Annotated in this window: 12 protein-coding genes; 5 read left to right on the top strand and 7 right to left on the bottom strand. The window is 58.8% G+C overall.

What is annotated here, in order from left to right:
- Window positions 1-89: 89 nt before the first annotated feature.
- A complete protein-coding gene (gene acpA / locus BLV81_RS17040; RefSeq protein WP_092358435.1) occupies window positions 90-2231 on the bottom strand; it encodes an acid phosphatase in 2142 nt (713 codons plus the stop codon).
- A 185-nt stretch (window positions 2232-2416) separates the two neighbouring features.
- On the opposite strand from acpA, the gene BLV81_RS17035 reads away from it, so the two are divergent.
- Complete coding sequence (locus tag BLV81_RS17035) at window positions 2417-3685, top strand: cytochrome-c peroxidase (RefSeq protein WP_176992873.1); 1269 nt, start codon at window positions 2417-2419, stop codon at window positions 3683-3685.
- 18 nt (window positions 3686-3703) lie between these two features.
- On the opposite strand, the gene BLV81_RS17030 is transcribed toward BLV81_RS17035, so the two are convergent.
- The 3 genes from BLV81_RS17030 to BLV81_RS17020 form a co-directional block, all read right to left on the bottom strand.
- Complete coding sequence (locus BLV81_RS17030) at window positions 3704-4336, bottom strand: glutathione S-transferase family protein (protein WP_092358431.1); 633 nt, start codon at window positions 4334-4336, stop codon at window positions 3704-3706.
- Between the two features lie 92 nt (window positions 4337-4428).
- Window positions 4429-5148 carry a helix-turn-helix transcriptional regulator gene (locus BLV81_RS17025; RefSeq protein ID WP_092358429.1) on the bottom strand — a complete coding sequence of 240 codons (720 nt, stop codon included), beginning with the start codon at window positions 5146-5148 and terminating at the stop codon, window positions 4429-4431.
- Window positions 5149-5182: 34 nt separating this feature from the next.
- Window positions 5183-6322 (bottom strand): branched-chain amino acid ABC transporter substrate-binding protein, encoded by a 1140-nt coding sequence (locus BLV81_RS17020; RefSeq protein WP_092358427.1) that lies wholly within the window; start codon window positions 6320-6322, stop codon window positions 5183-5185.
- Between the two features lie 311 nt (window positions 6323-6633).
- Here BLV81_RS17020 and BLV81_RS17015 point away from each other — a divergent pair, with 311 nt between their 5' ends.
- Window positions 6634-7458 carry an FkbM family methyltransferase gene (locus BLV81_RS17015; protein WP_092358425.1) on the top strand — a complete coding sequence of 275 codons (825 nt, stop codon included), beginning with the start codon at window positions 6634-6636 and terminating at the stop codon, window positions 7456-7458.
- A 76-nt stretch (window positions 7459-7534) separates the two neighbouring features.
- Here the strand turns inward: BLV81_RS17015 and BLV81_RS17010 are convergent, their stop codons facing one another.
- On the bottom strand, window positions 7535-8785 hold the full coding sequence (locus tag BLV81_RS17010) for a glycosyltransferase family 9 protein (RefSeq protein ID WP_092358423.1): 1251 nt from the start codon (window positions 8783-8785) through the stop codon (window positions 7535-7537).
- A 322-nt stretch (window positions 8786-9107) separates the two neighbouring features.
- Here BLV81_RS17010 and BLV81_RS17005 point away from each other — a divergent pair, with 322 nt between their 5' ends.
- Together BLV81_RS17005 and BLV81_RS17000 are read left to right on the top strand one after the other, a co-directional pair.
- On the top strand, window positions 9108-11528 hold the full coding sequence (locus BLV81_RS17005) for an alkaline phosphatase family protein (protein WP_092358421.1): 2421 nt from the start codon (window positions 9108-9110) through the stop codon (window positions 11526-11528).
- Window positions 11529-11672: 144 nt separating this feature from the next.
- A complete protein-coding gene (locus tag BLV81_RS17000; RefSeq protein ID WP_369823895.1) occupies window positions 11673-12956 on the top strand; it encodes a cytochrome-c peroxidase in 1284 nt (427 codons plus the stop codon).
- Window positions 12957-12961: 5 nt separating this feature from the next.
- Here BLV81_RS17000 and BLV81_RS16995 read toward each other — a convergent pair whose 3' ends face one another.
- Complete coding sequence (locus tag BLV81_RS16995; RefSeq protein ID WP_092358419.1) at window positions 12962-13471, bottom strand: hypothetical protein; 510 nt, start codon at window positions 13469-13471, stop codon at window positions 12962-12964.
- A 31-nt stretch (window positions 13472-13502) separates the two neighbouring features.
- Window positions 13503-14489 (bottom strand): prolyl aminopeptidase, encoded by a 987-nt coding sequence (pip, locus tag BLV81_RS16990; protein ID WP_092358417.1) that lies wholly within the window; start codon window positions 14487-14489, stop codon window positions 13503-13505.
- Window positions 14490-14681: 192 nt separating this feature from the next.
- Here pip and alaC point away from each other — a divergent pair, with 192 nt between their 5' ends.
- Window positions 14682-15875 carry an alanine transaminase gene (gene alaC / locus BLV81_RS16985; RefSeq protein ID WP_092358415.1) on the top strand — a complete coding sequence of 398 codons (1194 nt, stop codon included), beginning with the start codon at window positions 14682-14684 and terminating at the stop codon, window positions 15873-15875.
- Window positions 15876-15936 lie beyond the last annotated feature (61 nt).

Raw genomic sequence — 15936 nt, 5'->3', positions numbered from 1 at the left:
CTGCTTTTTCCAAAGCAGCCGGCTTTCCTGATTTCCCGGCAAAGCACTGATTCCTCGCGCAAGCAGCGATCTGCCGCAAACTACTCGGATTACTCTTGCGGTACCGGCGTCAATGCCCCCGTCAAATCACCCATAGGCTTGCCGCCGTTCGCCACCAGCGCCTTGTCGCGCGCGGTGATGCCATCCAATACCGGCAACGAATAACGATGCGTGATGAAACGCAGGATGGATGCGGTATCGTACTGGGTGTGATCGACGAACCCTTTCTTCGCGTATGGCGACACCAGGAGGGTCGGCAAGCGTGTGCCCGGGCCCCAGCGATCGCCTTTCGGCGGCGCCACATGATCCCAGAAGCCGCCGTTTTCATCGTAAGTCACCACGATCAGCATATGCTTCCATTGCGGGCTGGCTTGCAGCTTGGCGATCACATCGGCGATATGGGCATCGCCGTCGGCCACGCTGGCGTAACCGGGATGCTGGTTCAAATTACCCTGCGGTTTGTAGAACGCCACCGGCGGCAACTTGCCGGCTGCAGCATCCTGCAGGAACGAGGCGTCGAAATCCTTCAGATGGCTGGCACGTTCGGCAGCGCCAGTCGCAGTTGCCGGGTCGAAGCGGCTATAGTAGTTGAACGGCTGGTGATGCGGCTGGAACTGAATCTTGCCACTATAGATGACGCTGCGGCTGGCATTCGGCGCATCAGCCAGCGCGGCATTCCAGGCGCCGGCATACCAGGCCCAGTCGATACCCTTGATTGTCAGCTGATCGCCGATGGTGGTCTGGCTCTGGGTCGGCAGGGTAGTGGCCTTGCTTGGATCGGCATACGCGGCCACGGCGCCAGCGCTATTGCCGCTAGGCTGATACGGCGGCTGCATGGTGTTGACCGCATAGAACATGCCGGCGGCATCTTTCGGCGTGATGGTACTGTCCTTTTGATAAACCGGCGCACCGTTCAATACCGAAGTCGGCATGCCGGTGCCTGGAGTCAGGCCGACCAGGTTGCCGCTGGCGTCCAGAGTGACGGCCGAGATACTGTTCTTGGCTGGCGAGGTAGCGGCATCGGCGTTCGGATATGTCGGGGCGCAGGCGCAGATCAGGTATTGATGGGTGAGGAACGAGCCGCCGAAGGTGCCCATGAAAAAATTGTCCGCCAGCGTGTATTGCTTGGCGATGTTCCACAGCTTCATCTTGCTGCCGTCGTAATAGCCCATGCTCAGGCCGCCGGCATCGGAGTAAGCGGTGAATTTATCGTTCTTGCCGCCATTGATCTGCATCTGGTTATTGTAGAAACGGTGCACCAGATCGCGGGTAATCACTGCCGACGACATGGTGATCGGGCTGTTGGCATCATCGATCTGGAACGGCTTGTTCGGCAGATTGGCAGATTGCGCCTGGGTGATGACCGTGCTCTGGCCGGCCACGGTCATGCCGCCCCAGGTCGGCGGCAAGACGGGCAGGGTGCTGCCATCGAAGTCTTTTTGCGGAATGTAGCTGGAAGCAGAAGTCGGATTGACGCCGGGAATGCCGTTGGCGCCAGGGAACAGGCCGTACAGATTGTCGAAGCCGCGGTTTTCCGCGAAGATCACCACCACGTTCTGGATTTTTTTCCTCGCCAGCGCGCCGTTCAAGGCCCGACCGAAATCATCGCTGTCGCCCTGGGCCACAGCATCTGCAATGGCGTCATTGATTTCCGCCGCTTCAGCCTTCAGCTTGGCCAGGTCATCGGCGCCGAGCTTGTTGATATCTGCCAGCAGGTTGGCTTCAGCGGTACCGATTTTGGCGGCCAGCTTCTTGCTGGCATCGGCGAAATCGCCGCCGTTGGCGTCCATCGCCGCGGCCAGCTCGGTCGAGATCGCACTGACGTATGCGCTGCGTCCGGCAGGTGCGCGGAACACCAGTTTCTGCGTCACAGGGCTGCCTTTGTCGCCCAGCGCCTCATGACGCGTAACGCTGGTGTCGATAGTGGCCACCACTGCGCCTTGGCCTTTGAGCGAATATGAACCGTCGGCCGCAGTCTTGACCACCGGGGAGGCGACATCGCATGTCGCTTTCTTGATCTTGTCTTCGAAACACACTTGGGCGTTTTCATAATAGCTGCCGGTCACCTGGCCGTTGGTCACCGTGCCCGAATCACCAACCGAGCCGCCGCCACCGCCGCCGCATGCGCTCAAGCCTGCCGACAACGTTACCGTCGCTACCGTTACCGGCAGCCATTTCATGGTCCGCTTCATAAACCCTCCTGGGCGATAAAAAGCGCAATCCTATGCTTCGAATATTTCAGCGGTATGAAATGTGCCGTCCATCATCATTTATTTTTTCGCAAGAGAATGTGTCATCGTTCTGTCACAGAACGCTGCTAGTCTTGCCTCCCATTCGACGCAGCGCCTCGCGCGTCACCCGGGACCTGGCCATTTCTATGAAACCTGCTGTCATTGCACTCCTCAGCGGCATAGCCGCGCTACTCCTGAACGGCTGCGGCCAGCGGCAGGCAGAAGCCGGGGTGGCGGCGACCGCAAAATCGGCAAGCCCGGCCTACCTCGGTGCGACCTATGCGCCGACGCTGAAAAAACAGCCGTCAGTAGCCGCCATGACTGCGCTGGGCCGCACCATGTTTTCCGATCCTTCACTTTCAGCCTCGGGCAAGATGTCTTGCGCTACCTGCCACAGCCCCGAGCATGCGTTCGGGCCGCCGAATAAGCTGGCGGTACAACTGGGCGGCAAGGAAATGAAAGCACTGGGCACGCGCGCTGTGCCTTCATTGCGTTACATACAGAATGTGCCGGCCTTCACCGAACATTTCTTCGATGACGACGGCAACGACAGCATCGACGCCGGCCCTACCGGTGGCCACAACTGGGACGGCCGCGCGCCTTCCACCCACGATCAGGCGCGGATTCCGCTGTTGTCGATGCACGAGATGGGTAATGCGAACGCGGCCGAGGTGGTGGCGAAGCTGAAAAAAGCCAGTTATGCAGCGCAGTTCCGGGCAAATTTCGGCGAGGACATTTTCGACAATCAGGAGCAAGCCTTCAAATGGGCGCTGATGGCGCTCGAAGTATTCCAGGAAAGCCCGGCCGAGTTTTATCCGTACAACAGCAAGTACGACGCCTTTTTGCGCCGCCAAACCCAGCTCAGCAAACAGGAGTTGAATGGCTTGCGCCTGTTCAACGATACCGCCAAAGGCAATTGCGCTTCATGCCATATCAGCGAAATCACGGCTAGCGGAGCGTTTCCGCAATTTACCGATTACGGCCTGATCGCCATCGGCGTGCCGCGCAACCCGCATATCCCCGCCAACGCCGACCCGACATATTTCGATATGGGCTTATGCGGCCCGGATCGCACCGACCTCAAGGACAAGACCGAGTATTGCGGCAGGTTCAAGACACCGTCCTTGCGCAACGTCGCCACGCGCCAGGTGTTTTTCCATAACGGCGCGTTCACCAGCCTGGAACAGGTGTTGAAATTCTATGTGCAGCGCGATACCCAGCCGCAGAAATGGTATCCGCGCGACAGGGATGGAACGGTGCGCAAATATGACGACCTGCCCAAGGAATATCATGGCAACGTCAATGTCGAAGCGCCGTTCGATCGCAAACCAGGCGACCGGCCGGCACTGACGGATAGCGAAATCAGGGATGTCATCGCCTTCCTGAAAACGTTGAACGACGGATTTCATCCTTAAAATCGCCCTTAAATGTGATCACGCCATCGCAAGCTCTTCCTCAAGCGCAGTCTGGCGCCACGCATCAAGCTCCTGCACGCGACTGAACCAGGCCAGCAAGTTGCGGTACTGCGCCAGCGGCACGCGGCCCGGCGCGGCCGCCATCAGCGGTGCCGCAAGCGCCAGGTCGGCCAGGGTCAGGCCGGTTCCGGATACCCATTGCCGCTGCGCCAAATGCCCATCCAGTACGCCGGCAAAGGTTTCCAGCTCGATCAGTCCGCGCTGTAACTCGATCGTATCAGGCCGGCCGGCGCCGATCAGCCCCTTGATGAAATTTTCCCAGTAAAAAATCGCTATCGCCGGCGCGAAATGCTGGGCCGACCAGAACATCCAGCGGTTGACATCGGCCCTGGCCCGCAACTCGGTCGGATAGACCGTCTGTCCCGGCGTCTTGTCGGCCAGGTATTGCATGATCGCGCAAGATTCCCACAAGATGAAATCGCCATCCACCAGCACCGGGATTTTCTCGTTCGGATTAAGCGCCAGCAAATGCTTGCGCTGGTCGGCGCTGGACAGGTCGATCTGCACCAGCTCGAGCGGCAGCCCGAGATGATGGGCGGTCATGACGGCACGGCGTGCATTGCTTGAAATCGGATGATGATAGAGGCGCATGATGATGAACTCCCGAGGTGGTTGATGCGATGCCTGCATCTTAGTCCCGGGTCACTGACAGTCTGTGTCAGTAGTATTTCGACAAGTAAATGTTACTGGTCTTGCGCGAAGGAATTCTCGCGGCGCCAGGCCTGCAACAACATGCTGCGCTGCTGCGGATAGCGTATCTTGGTCACCGTCAATACGCTGATCCTGTCGTTACGAAAATGGCGGAATCCGCTGCGCAGCTCACACCAGCCGATGACCAGGCGTTTGCCTTCGAAGAACGCGATCGCAATCGGCCAGATCAATCTTTCGGTGGCGCTGCCGTGTTCGTCGCGATAACTGATGCTGATTTTGTGCTGGCGCCGGATCGCTTCGCGAATCGGGCCGAGCGTGCGGTTCGGGCTTGGCGACTGGCCGGCCGGCTCCGGTTGATAGCTGGCCGGCCACAAACCCATGTTCGCCATACTGTCGCGCAGGTCGGCGGGCGAGGCGGTGGCGATCTTGCTCAGCGCGTTGGCAGCGGCTTGCGTCAAGCCATCGTCGCCTTGCCGCTGCACCCAGCGCGCGCCCAGCACCAGCGCTTCCAGCTCGTCTTCACTGAACATCAGCGGCGGCAGGAAGAATCCGGAGCGCAGCAAATAGCCGAGACCGGCCTCACCCTCGATCGGCGCGCCCAACTCGATCAAGGTTTGCATGTCGCGGTAGATGGTGCGCACCGAGACTGACATATCCTCTGCCAGCCGGGCAGCCGTCACCGGCCGGCGATGGCTGCGCAAGGCGTCCATCAGCAGGAACAATCGCCCGGTACGGCTTGCTGCTTGTGCCAACGCCCCTCCTCAGGAGTGGATCTGCAAATCCTGCTTACTTCGTCAGCGTCAGCAAGGTCTGCTGGCCTTTCCTGAAGGTATAGATCGACAGCGTGCCGTTCTTGATATCGCCTTTCTCGTCAAAGGCGATCTTGCCTGTCACGCCGGTGTACTGGATCTTGCTGAGCGCCGGCAGATATTTTTTAGGATCGACCGAATTGGCCTGTTGCATGGCTTTGGCAATGATCATCACGGCGTCGTAGGTGTACGGCGCGTACTGGACGATGTCGGCATCGTATTTCTTCTTGTAAGCCGCCTTGAACGCGTCAAGCGGCGCAGGATTTTCGACCCCGCCTGCGATCGCGCAGTACACCTTGTCGTCGATCAAACCTTCGCCGGCCAGGCGCGGCAGGGCGCCGGTGCAGATAGCATCGCCGCCCATGAAATTGGCGCTGATGCCAAGTTGCCGCATCTGGCGCAACATGGTGCCGGCGCTGGCATCGATGCCGCCGAAGAAAATCAGGTCTGGCTGCTTGGCCTTGACGGCAGTGAGGATGGCGCTGAAATCGGTGGCTCTATCGTTCGTGTACTGCGTGGACACAATCTCGACGCCGTTGGCTTTGGCGTCTTTGAGGAACTCGTTGGCCAGTCCCTGGCCGTAGGCGGTACGGTCGTCGATCACCGCGATGCGTTTCGCATGCAAGGTTCTTGCTGCATAACGGCCCATCGCAGCGCCGAGCTGGGAGTCGTTGGCCACCACGCGGAAAGTCGTGTTGAAACCTTGTTCGGTATATTTGGCGCTGGTCGCGGAAGGTGAAATTTGCGGGATGCCGGCGTCGAAATAGATTTTCGAAGCAGGGATCGAAGTGCCGGATTGCAGATGCCCGACAACCGCCGCCACTTTGGCGTCAACCAGCTTCTGGGCGATGCTGGTAGCTTGCTTCGGATCGCTGCCGTCGTCTTCAGCCTGCAAAACGAACTGGATCTGCTTGCCGCCGATGACCAGATGTTTGGCGTTCAGGTCGTCGATCGCCATGCGCGCACCGTTTTCATTGTCCTTGCCGACATGCGCGACCGGGCCGGTGATCGGGCCGACGTGGGCGATTTTGACCACTTGTTCCTGCGCCTGCACGGTAGCGGTCAGCGCTAAGGCAACGGCCATGGTCAGCAACTGGGTCTTGGAATTAATCTGCATCTGCTCTCTCCGGGATTCAAATTGATCACATCTACCAAAGGTGTCGGGATTGCCACTTTTCTAAAACACAGCAATTATCCCAGCCGGTTCCAAACGGATCCATGCTTTTGTACATTTTTCATGTCGTTGCTCATAGATAACAGATTTTATAAATAATCACAATCTGGCGCGCTGCTATCGATATGACTGCTGGTGCGACAAGTTGTGAGAAACTGGCATTCGACTATCGGTTTTTTTTCCCGAATCTCATTCACAGCTATATCCGGAGCGCTGAATTGCCGGCAGCAATCCATCCTAAAGGATTTTGAATAATGTCATTTCCACGCCGCCCCATCGCTTTCGTGCTAGCAGCCTCCAATCACGGCAGCATGATTGTCAATCGCAATGATTACCATATGGTCAACGGCAATGAGGGTTACGGTGTCGGCTACCAGATACTGAGCAATTCAAGTTTCGACGAAAGCGAGATTGGTTTCGCCTTGGCATTGCTCAACTGTCGCCGCAGCCATTTCGGCGACGGTATCGTTGCAATCGACGGCGGCGCAAATATTGGCGTACACACGATCGAGTGGGCTCGGCACATGTATGGTTGGGGGCGGGTATTGAGCTTTGAAGCGCAAGAAGCCGTGTATTACGCTTTAGCCGGCAATGTAGCTTTGAATAATTGCTTGAATGCCCGTGTGAGGCTTGCCGCTCTTGGCGAACAGTGCGGCGAGTTAGCCGTGCCGGCGCCGGACTATTTCACACCCGCGAGTTTCGGTAGTTTAGAGATGCGCCAGAACGATAACAACGAATTCATCGGACAGCGGATTTCCTATGATGCCTCGGCTTGCAACACGGTTCCCCTGGTCAGCTTGGATTCGCTCGATCTCGAACGTCTGGACTTGGTAAAGCTAGATGTCGAAGGGATGGAAATGGATGTATTGCGCGGTGCTCAGTCAGCGCTATCGAGGCATCGCCCGATCATGATCATCGAAGTCCTCAAGTCCGATCGTGCCGCCATTGAGAATTTCGTCACCGGCCTCGGCTATCGCGTCTTTCCCGCAGGGCTGAACATCATTGCTGTCCATATGAGCGACCCAACGGTCCATCAGATCACGTTGAAGGACAATGTAGTGTTCTTAAATGCAGTTTGAGAGCAGCACTCAAGAAATCTGAAAAAACCATCTGCGACGTTGGCATGCACCGTACTCATTTCCCGACTGGCGGACTCTAGCCGCGCAATGCCTCAGCCATGTCGGCGATCACCGGCTGCCAGTCGCCCAACCTGGCCTGGCGGTACAGCCGCATGGAAGAATACCAAGGCGTGAAACGCTGGCAGTCGTACCACCGGTAATCGCTTGCTTGCGCCAACATGAGCCACACCGGCCGGTTGCGTGCGCCGGCCAGATGCGCCGGCGCGGAATCGACGGAAATCAGCAGGTCCAGCTGCTCCATCACGTGGGCGGTATCTTCGAACGAGCGCAGGTGCGCCCCCAGATCGACTATCCGATGGCGTTCCATCAGCATTTTTTCTTGCTCGTTCAGCTCACCCACCTGCAGAGAGAAAAACTCGGCGGAGGAATTTTCAAGCAGCGGCAGCAAGGTTTGCAATTCCATCGAGCGGAACGGTTCATGACGTACCGTAGTGCCGCTGCGCCAGTTCAACCCTATCCTTTTCCGATTGCCCGCTTGCCCCCGGAGTTTTTCCTGAATCAAGTCTGGCAGTATGTAATCGGCGGCCAGCGCCAGATAAGCATCAGCCGCACTGGGAAAATAAGGACTCTGCTGATAACGGGTAAACAAGGCGAAAGGCCAGGTGATGAAATCGCATTCACGCATCAGCTCATGCGATGCTTCAACCACCTCGATAGCCAGACCGCCATTTTTCAGTAAGCCGTGCAGAGACGGCGGCGCGCTGCAATAGATAGTCGCAGCTCCTTCTTGCCGCAGTCTCTCCATGTAACGACACAGTTGCAGCAGATCGCCGGCCCCGCCCTCACCGGATACCAGAATGCACTTGCCGGCGACCGGCTGATTGTGAAGAACCTTGTCATTGAACGGTAAAAACCAGCTGTTGTCCCGATTGGCCGAGGCCAGACGTGTCCACACCTCGCACCACTGTGGCTGGTGCAGCGATTTCTGCAGCGCATGAGCTTCATGAAAATTACCCTGACAGTATTTCACTACCGACAGTTCGGTCTGTACCTGGTAGTAGGCTTCGGCATCGGACGCGAGTTGCGGCAACACCTCTTGCAACAATATTTCCGCTGCTGCGAACATGCCGAGATAACTCATATCGATGCCAAGCTGCGCCCGACCCATCAACGTTTCAGCTTTGGACGACCATTGATGGGCGAGGGCAATCGCGTCTTCAACTTTTCCGGCGCTGCGCAATAGACGAATGAATCTCAGCGCGGCGTCTAAATTCGCCTCAGTTTGATAGGCGGCATAGGCCGCCGCCAGATTATTGGAATTAGTCATGTTGCTTGAAAAGACCTTATCGGAGAAATATTGTTTGTTTGCGCCAGCGCCATATCCGAGACCAGCAAGGCGCCAGGCAGCAGGAGTATCGGCGACATTTTCATAAGCTGCCTTTTTTCTGAACGCAACACACTAATTCATCCAAGGCAATGGACGGCATACTCTAAACGATTTGTTGTTTTTAGAGAACTGGAAAATTCTGACATCAGGAAGTCATATTTCCAGATGACAATAGAATACTATTTGAATGCATGCTGTCCGCACCTGGCGCCCATGCACATCTAGCCGACTATAACCATCATTCCGATAACAGGATAATTTCATGAAACCTCGTTCCCTTGCGCTGGCATGCGCAACGCTAGTCTATCTGAGCGGCTGCAGCGGCGGTAGTTCGTCCGGCGCCGGCGGCGCCACGGTCAGCGGCGTTGCGGCGAGCGGTAAAGCACTGGCTGGCGTCACCGTCACCATCACCGACAGCAGCGGCCAGAACGTCCAGACGGCGCTCACCGATGCCAATGGCAAGTTCACGCTGGCGCTCAAAGGTACTGCGCCCTTCATTTTGACAGCGCCATTCAACGATGCCGACGGCAGTGCCGCTACCCTGTCCGCCGTCATCAATCCGGCTTCGACACAAGCAAGTCTAGGCAGTACCGTGCGCGCCAATCTGAATCCGCTGACCTCGCTGATCACCCAGCGCGTGCTCGGCCAGATCCCGAACGGCAGCCCGACTGCGGCGCAAATCAGTGCCGCCAAAATCAGCGCCATCAGCATAGCGCAGGCGGTCAGCGACGTTTCCTTCCCGCTGCAGCCTTTGTTCACTGCGCTCAACGTTCCCGCCAGCGAAACCAGCGACCCGATAGGCAGCACCGTATACCAAGCCTCCGCCGCCGATCCACTCGACAATTTGTTCGACCTGACGCACTTCACTGTGCATACCGGCCAGATCGCAGTCGGCGCCGACGCCAATCGGGCGGTCCTGACGATTCCGGCCACCGGCAACGTCAGCGGCGCATTGCCAGCCGCCGCGATCCAGTCCGTGGTGGCGCTGAACAACGGGCCGACTACCACGCCGATCCAGAACGTCATCGTGATCGTCGGCGAAAACCAAACCTTCGATGCGGTATTCGGGGCGTATCAGCCGCCTCAGGGTCAAACCGTGAATAATCTGTTATCGCAAGGCATCATCAACGCCGACGGCACGCCCGGCCCGAATTTCAGCCTGGCGCTGCAAAACCAGGGCACGACCCAGACCGCCTATGCGCTTAACCCGGCTCGCGGCAGCGCTTACCCCACCTTGCCGCAGCCGACAGCGATAGGCGAACTCGCGCCGCCGACCTTCCAGGATCCGGGCGGCGTGCCGGATACCCGCTTCCCGGGGAATCTGCCGAGCGGGCCGTTCCAGCTCACCAAATATGTGCCTTACGGTACCGCGACCAGCGCCCAGACCGGCGATCCGGTGCATCGTTTCTTCCAGATGTGGCAGCAAACCGGCGGCGACAACGCCAAGCACGACCTGTTTACCTGGGTCGCGGACAGCGTCGGCCAAGGCGGCGACACCAAAGGCATCACGCCAAGCAACCCGGGGCAAGGCGGCGAGCTGATGGGCTTCCTCAACATGGCCAGCGGCGATGCGCCTTTCTTCAAATCGCTGGCGCAGCAATATGCCTTGAGCGATAACTATCATCAGGGCATCATGGGCGGCACCGGCGCCAACTTCTTCACCATCGCCACCGGCGACCTGCCGTACTTCAATACTGGCGGCGCGGTTGGCGCACCGCCGGCGAACCAGATCGAGAATCCGAATCCGCTGGCGCAAACCGCGAATTTCTATACGCAAGACGGCTACCAGGGCGGTTCCTACGTCAACTGTTCCGACGCGGGCCAGCCTGGCGTCGGCGCCATCCTGAATTTCCTGAGCGGCAAGAAGGTCAAGAGCAATTGCGACGCCGGCAAATACTACCTGGTCAACAATTACAATCCCGGCTACGACATGAACGGCAACGTGCAGCCGATCGGCCCCAACAATTACAACTACCCGCCGCAAACCGTACCGACCATCGCCGAAGGACTGGCGAAGAAAAACGTTGGCTGGAAGTGGTACACCGGCGGCCGCGACATAGCGGATGTGAGCGCCGATGCCGCCGCCTTGGGGTTTCCAGTAGCGATTGCGCAAATAGTTCAATACAACGCTATCGGCGACCCGCTGGTGGCGTCCAGCAACGTCATGAACAGCAACCTGAAATCCAACCTGGCCGGCCTGACGACGTTCTATAACGACGTCGCCCAAGGCACATTGCCATCGGTATCGTTTGTGGTGCCGAAGAACCTTGACAGCGGTCATCCCGGCTATTCCGCGCCGGCCCGCTATGAAGCGTTTCTGCAGGACCTGATCGCCAAGGTCAAAGCCAATCCGGCCTTGTGGGCCCATACCGCGATCCTGGTCACCACCGATGAAGGCGGCGGCCATTTCGATACCGGCTACATCCAGAACGTCGACTTCTTCGGCGACGGCCCGCGCATCCCGTTCCTGGTGGTATCGCCTTACGCCCGCACCGGCTTCATCGATCACACCTATTACGATCACTCCTCGGTGTTGAAATTCATCGAACGCAACTGGCGCCTGACACCGCTCTCGCCGCGTAGCCGCGACAACCTGCCCAACCCGGTCAGCCTCGCCGCCGATCAGTACCGCCCGGTGAACACCACCGCCATCGGCGACCTGATGGCCATGTTCAGTTTCTAAGCCGCATAAATTAGGGTCAGAGTCGAATATATGTCCAAATAAATTTGACTCTGACCCCAATTAAATTATTGAAATGGATTGAAAGTTTTGAGTAGCAATCATTATTGGCTTGTTTGTAAGCACTGGCATATCGGTGTGGCGCTGTTGGCCGTTGCGCTGCTGGGCGGCTGTCACGACGCAGAAACGCCGGCCCGGGTTACACGCGCAGCTGCGCTGGCGCCGTCGGCTGGTGCAACCCCGGCCGCGCCGAAGCCGTCCTTGAAGATGTGGGTGCGCTACCCCGAGCCGCCGGCTGCGCTGAGTGCGGCGGCGAGTCTGGGCAAGCAAATATTCTTCGACCCGTCGCTGTCGGCTTCGGGCAAAATGTCTTGCGCCACCTGCCATAGTCCCGATCATGCTTACGGACCGCCCAACGGCCTGGCGGTGCAACCGGGCGGCGCCGACATGCAGCGGCAGGGCACGCGGGCCGTGCCGTCGTTGCGCTATCTGGGTTTCACCCCCAAGTTCACGCGCCACTACTATGTGCCGGGCCCGGATGAGACCGAGGACGAGGGCCCTACCGGCGGCTTCACGCGCGACGGCGCGGTCGATTCGCTGCATGAACAAGCGTTGATTCCGCTGCTTAACGTCAACGAAATGGCCAATCCGAATCCGGCCGCGGTGGTCGCCAAACTGCAAAACGCCGGCTATGCCGAGCATTTCCGGCGCGTCTATGGCGCCGACATTTTCGATCATCCGGCAGCAGCGCTGGAACAGGCGACGCTGGCGCTGGAAGCATTCCAGACTGAAGACCCGAACTTTCATCCCTACACCAGCAAATTCGATGCAGCCATGGCTGGCAACGCCGATTTTGCACCGGCCGAATTGCGCGGTTACGGTTTATTCAATAATCCCGCCAAGGGCAATTGCGCCAAATGCCACATCGATACCCCCGGGCCGGGAGGGCGGCCGGCGCAGTTCACCGATTTTGGCTTCCAGGCGCTGGGCGTGCCGCGCAATCCGGAGATCGCAGCGAATCGCGATCCGAAGTATGCCGATCTCGGTATTTGCGGCCCCGGCCGCAAGGATATGGCGCAGGAAGCGGAATTCTGCGGCATGTTCAAATCACCCACCTTGCGCAACGTGGCGACGCGCCAAGTGTTTTTTCATAACGGCCGCTTCCACACGCTTGACGACATGATGCATTTTTATGTCACGCGCGATACGAATCCCGCCAGCTGGTACCCGAAGGTGAAAGGCAAGCTTGCCAAATTCGACGATCTGCCGGCACGTTACCGCGCCAACATCGATAGCCTGGATGCTCCCTTGAACCGCAAGGCAGGCGCTGCGCCCGCCCTGAATGACGAGGAAATCGGAGACCTGATCGCTTTCCTGAAAACCCTGGATGACGGCTACTCGGCCAAATCCGGCGCCGCACGCAGCAATTAAGAAATTCATGGAGCTGGCGCCAGCGGATAGGGTGACTTGCTATCGCGCGCCGTGCGCAGGTTAACGATCACCCGTTCGACGTCCGGCTCGACACGGACAAAGGCCTCCAGCGCCGCCGCATCGACAGACTGATCCGCGCTGCAGCCCTCAACCCAGACGAAGCGGCGTTGAAACGTCAGCCACAGGCTGCTGTTGCGGGCGAAACCCGGTTCGGCAGCGAAATGCGCCTGTACCGACCGGGCAATGGGTGCATCGTAAAGATAAGAGTTAGGCTTGCCGCACTGGCCGGCCAGCCAGCAGCTGGCGCCGCGTTCGGTGCGCCAATGCGATTCCTTGCGCGCTTCTTCTTCGCTCACCAGCGGCCCCAGCGGCACCGGACAGTCCCGCACAGCGCTGCGCACCTGGATGAAAGGATCGCTGAACCAGTTTTGCAAGCTTGCACCGCCAGCCGGCGTTAGCACTCCAGATGCAGCCAGAGCAATGAATGCAGACAGCAAGCAAAGCGGTCGTGACATACCGAGCCTCCGGTCAGGTCATGGTTTGCCGTCAGCCGGCGAACTTGTCCGTGGCGCGTATCAGTTGATGCAAGATCCCCGGCTCGCTATACGCGTGCCCGGCATCGGCAACCATATGCAGTTCCGCTTCAGGCCAGGCCTTATGCAATGCCCATGCGGTTTTCGGCGTACAGCAGACATCGTAGCGACCTTGCACGATGACGCCAGGGATGTTCCGCAGCCGGCTTACATCGCGCAGCAACTGGCCGTCTTCAAAAAAACAGCCGTGGGTGAAATAATGATTTTCGATGCGGGCAAAGGCGATCGCAAATTCCGGCTCGTCGTGCGCTTCCGCCAGGGCCGGATCCGGTATCAGCTTGACGGTGCTGCCTTCCCACACGCTCCATGCCTTTGCCGCCGCCAGCTTGGCGACATCGTCGGCGCCGGTCAGGCGACGGCTATATGCTGCGACCATATCGTGCCGCTCCACCGGCGGAATCGGCGCCAGGAAGTCTTCCCATTTGTCCGGAAACTGGCGCGAGGCGCCGTCCTGGTAATACCATTGCACCTCTTCATGGGTCCCGGTGAATATACCGCGCAGCACCAGTTCGCTGACATGCTGCGGATGTTTTTCGGCATAAGCCAGAGCCAGGGTGCTGCCCCAGGAACCGCCGAACACCAGCCATTTGTCAACGCCGGCCATTACGCGCAGCCGCTCGATATCGGCCACCAGGTGCCAGGTGGTGTTGGCGTCCAGATTGGCGTGCGGCGTCGAACGCCCGCAACCGCGCTGATCGAACAGCATGATGCAATATTTTTCCGGATTGAACAGACGCCGATGATCGGCATTGCAACCGCCGCCCGGGCCGCCATGCAGGAACACCGCGGGCTTGCCGTCCGGATTGCCGCACAATTCCCAATACACCTGGTGGCCGTCGCCCACGTCCAGCAAGCCGGATTTATAGGGCTCCAGCGGCGGGTACAGGCCCAGCAATTGCGGGATGTCGGTTTGCTGCACAGCGGGTTGGCTGGTTGTCATGGAAGCGTTTCCTTGTGGGAGTCGGAGAACAAAGATCATAAGCAAGTATCGCGATGGCGTCCAGCGGGTAGCACGGCGCCATTGCGCACGCGCCCAATGTTCACTAGAATCGTTGCTGGAACATGCCACGCAAATGGCAAAACCGTTCCAACGTCGCTCGGACGGTTCCGGGCGCTAACGTGAAAGAAAAACATGTCTGAATCCCCAGCTCCGCGCAGATTTTCGCGCATCGATCGCCTTCCACCCTACGTTTTCAATATCACCGCCGAACTGAAGATGGCGGCGCGCCGCCGTGGCGAAGATATCATCGACATGTCGATGGGCAATCCCGACGGCGCCACGCCGCCGCACATTGTCGACAAGCTGATCGAAGTATCCCGGCGTCCCGACACCCATGGCTATTCGGCCTCCAAAGGCATTCCCCGGCTGCGGCGGGCGATTACGAATTGGTACAAGAAGCGCTACGACGTTGAATTCAATCCGGATACCGAAGCGATCGTCACCATCGGCTCCAAGGAAGGCCTGGCGCATCTGATGCTGGCGACGCTGGATCGCGGCGATACGGTGCTGGTGCCGAATCCCAGTTATCCGATCCACATCTATGGCGCAGTGATTGCCGGCGCCGATATCCGTTCGGTGCGCATGAGCCCGGGGGTGGATTTCTTTGCCGAGCTGGAACGGGCGATACGGGAAAGTTATCCGAAACCGAAAATGATGGTGCTGGGCTTTCCGTCCAACCCGACTGCGCAATGCGTCGAACTGGAATTTTTCGAGCGGGTAGTCAAGCTGGCGAAGGAACACAACATTCTGGTGGTGCACGACCTGGCCTATGCCGATATCGTATTCGACGGCTGGCAGGCGCCATCGATCATGCAAGTGCCGGGCGCGCGCGATGTGGCGGTGGAATTCTTTACCCTGTCGAAAAGCTATAACATGGCCGGCTGGCGCATCGGCTTCATGGTCGGCAACCAGGAACTGGTGGCGGCGCTGGCGCGTATCAAGAGTTACCACGACTATGGCAGTTACACGCCGGTGCAAGTGGCGGCGATTGCGGCGCTGGAGGGCGACCAGCAATGCGTCGAGGATATCCGCAAGAAATACCAGAGCCGGCGCGATGTGTTGGTGAAAGGCTTGCACGAGGCCGGCTGGATGGTGGATATTCCGAAGGCGTCGATGTATATCTGGGCTCATATCCCGGAACCGTACCGCCATCTGGGATCGCTGGAATTTTCCAAGCAGCTGCTGGAAAAGGCCAAGGTGTGCGTCTCGCCGGGCATCGGTTTCGGTGAATACGGCGATGAGTACGTGCGGTTCGCATTGATCGAAAACGAAGCCCGGATCCGCCAGGCGATTCGCGGCATCAAGACCATGCTGCGACTATCCTGAGCGGCAGCCGTCTGGCCTGAGTGACAACAGAGCGACGCCCCTCGCACGGGGCGTCGCTCTG

The sequence above is a fragment of the Collimonas sp. OK242 genome, assembly GCF_900107095.1.
Taxonomy (GTDB): domain Bacteria; phylum Pseudomonadota; class Gammaproteobacteria; order Burkholderiales; family Burkholderiaceae_D; genus Collimonas.
Note: the sequence above shows the minus strand (reverse complement) of the source record. Positions and strands in the feature narration are given on the sequence as shown.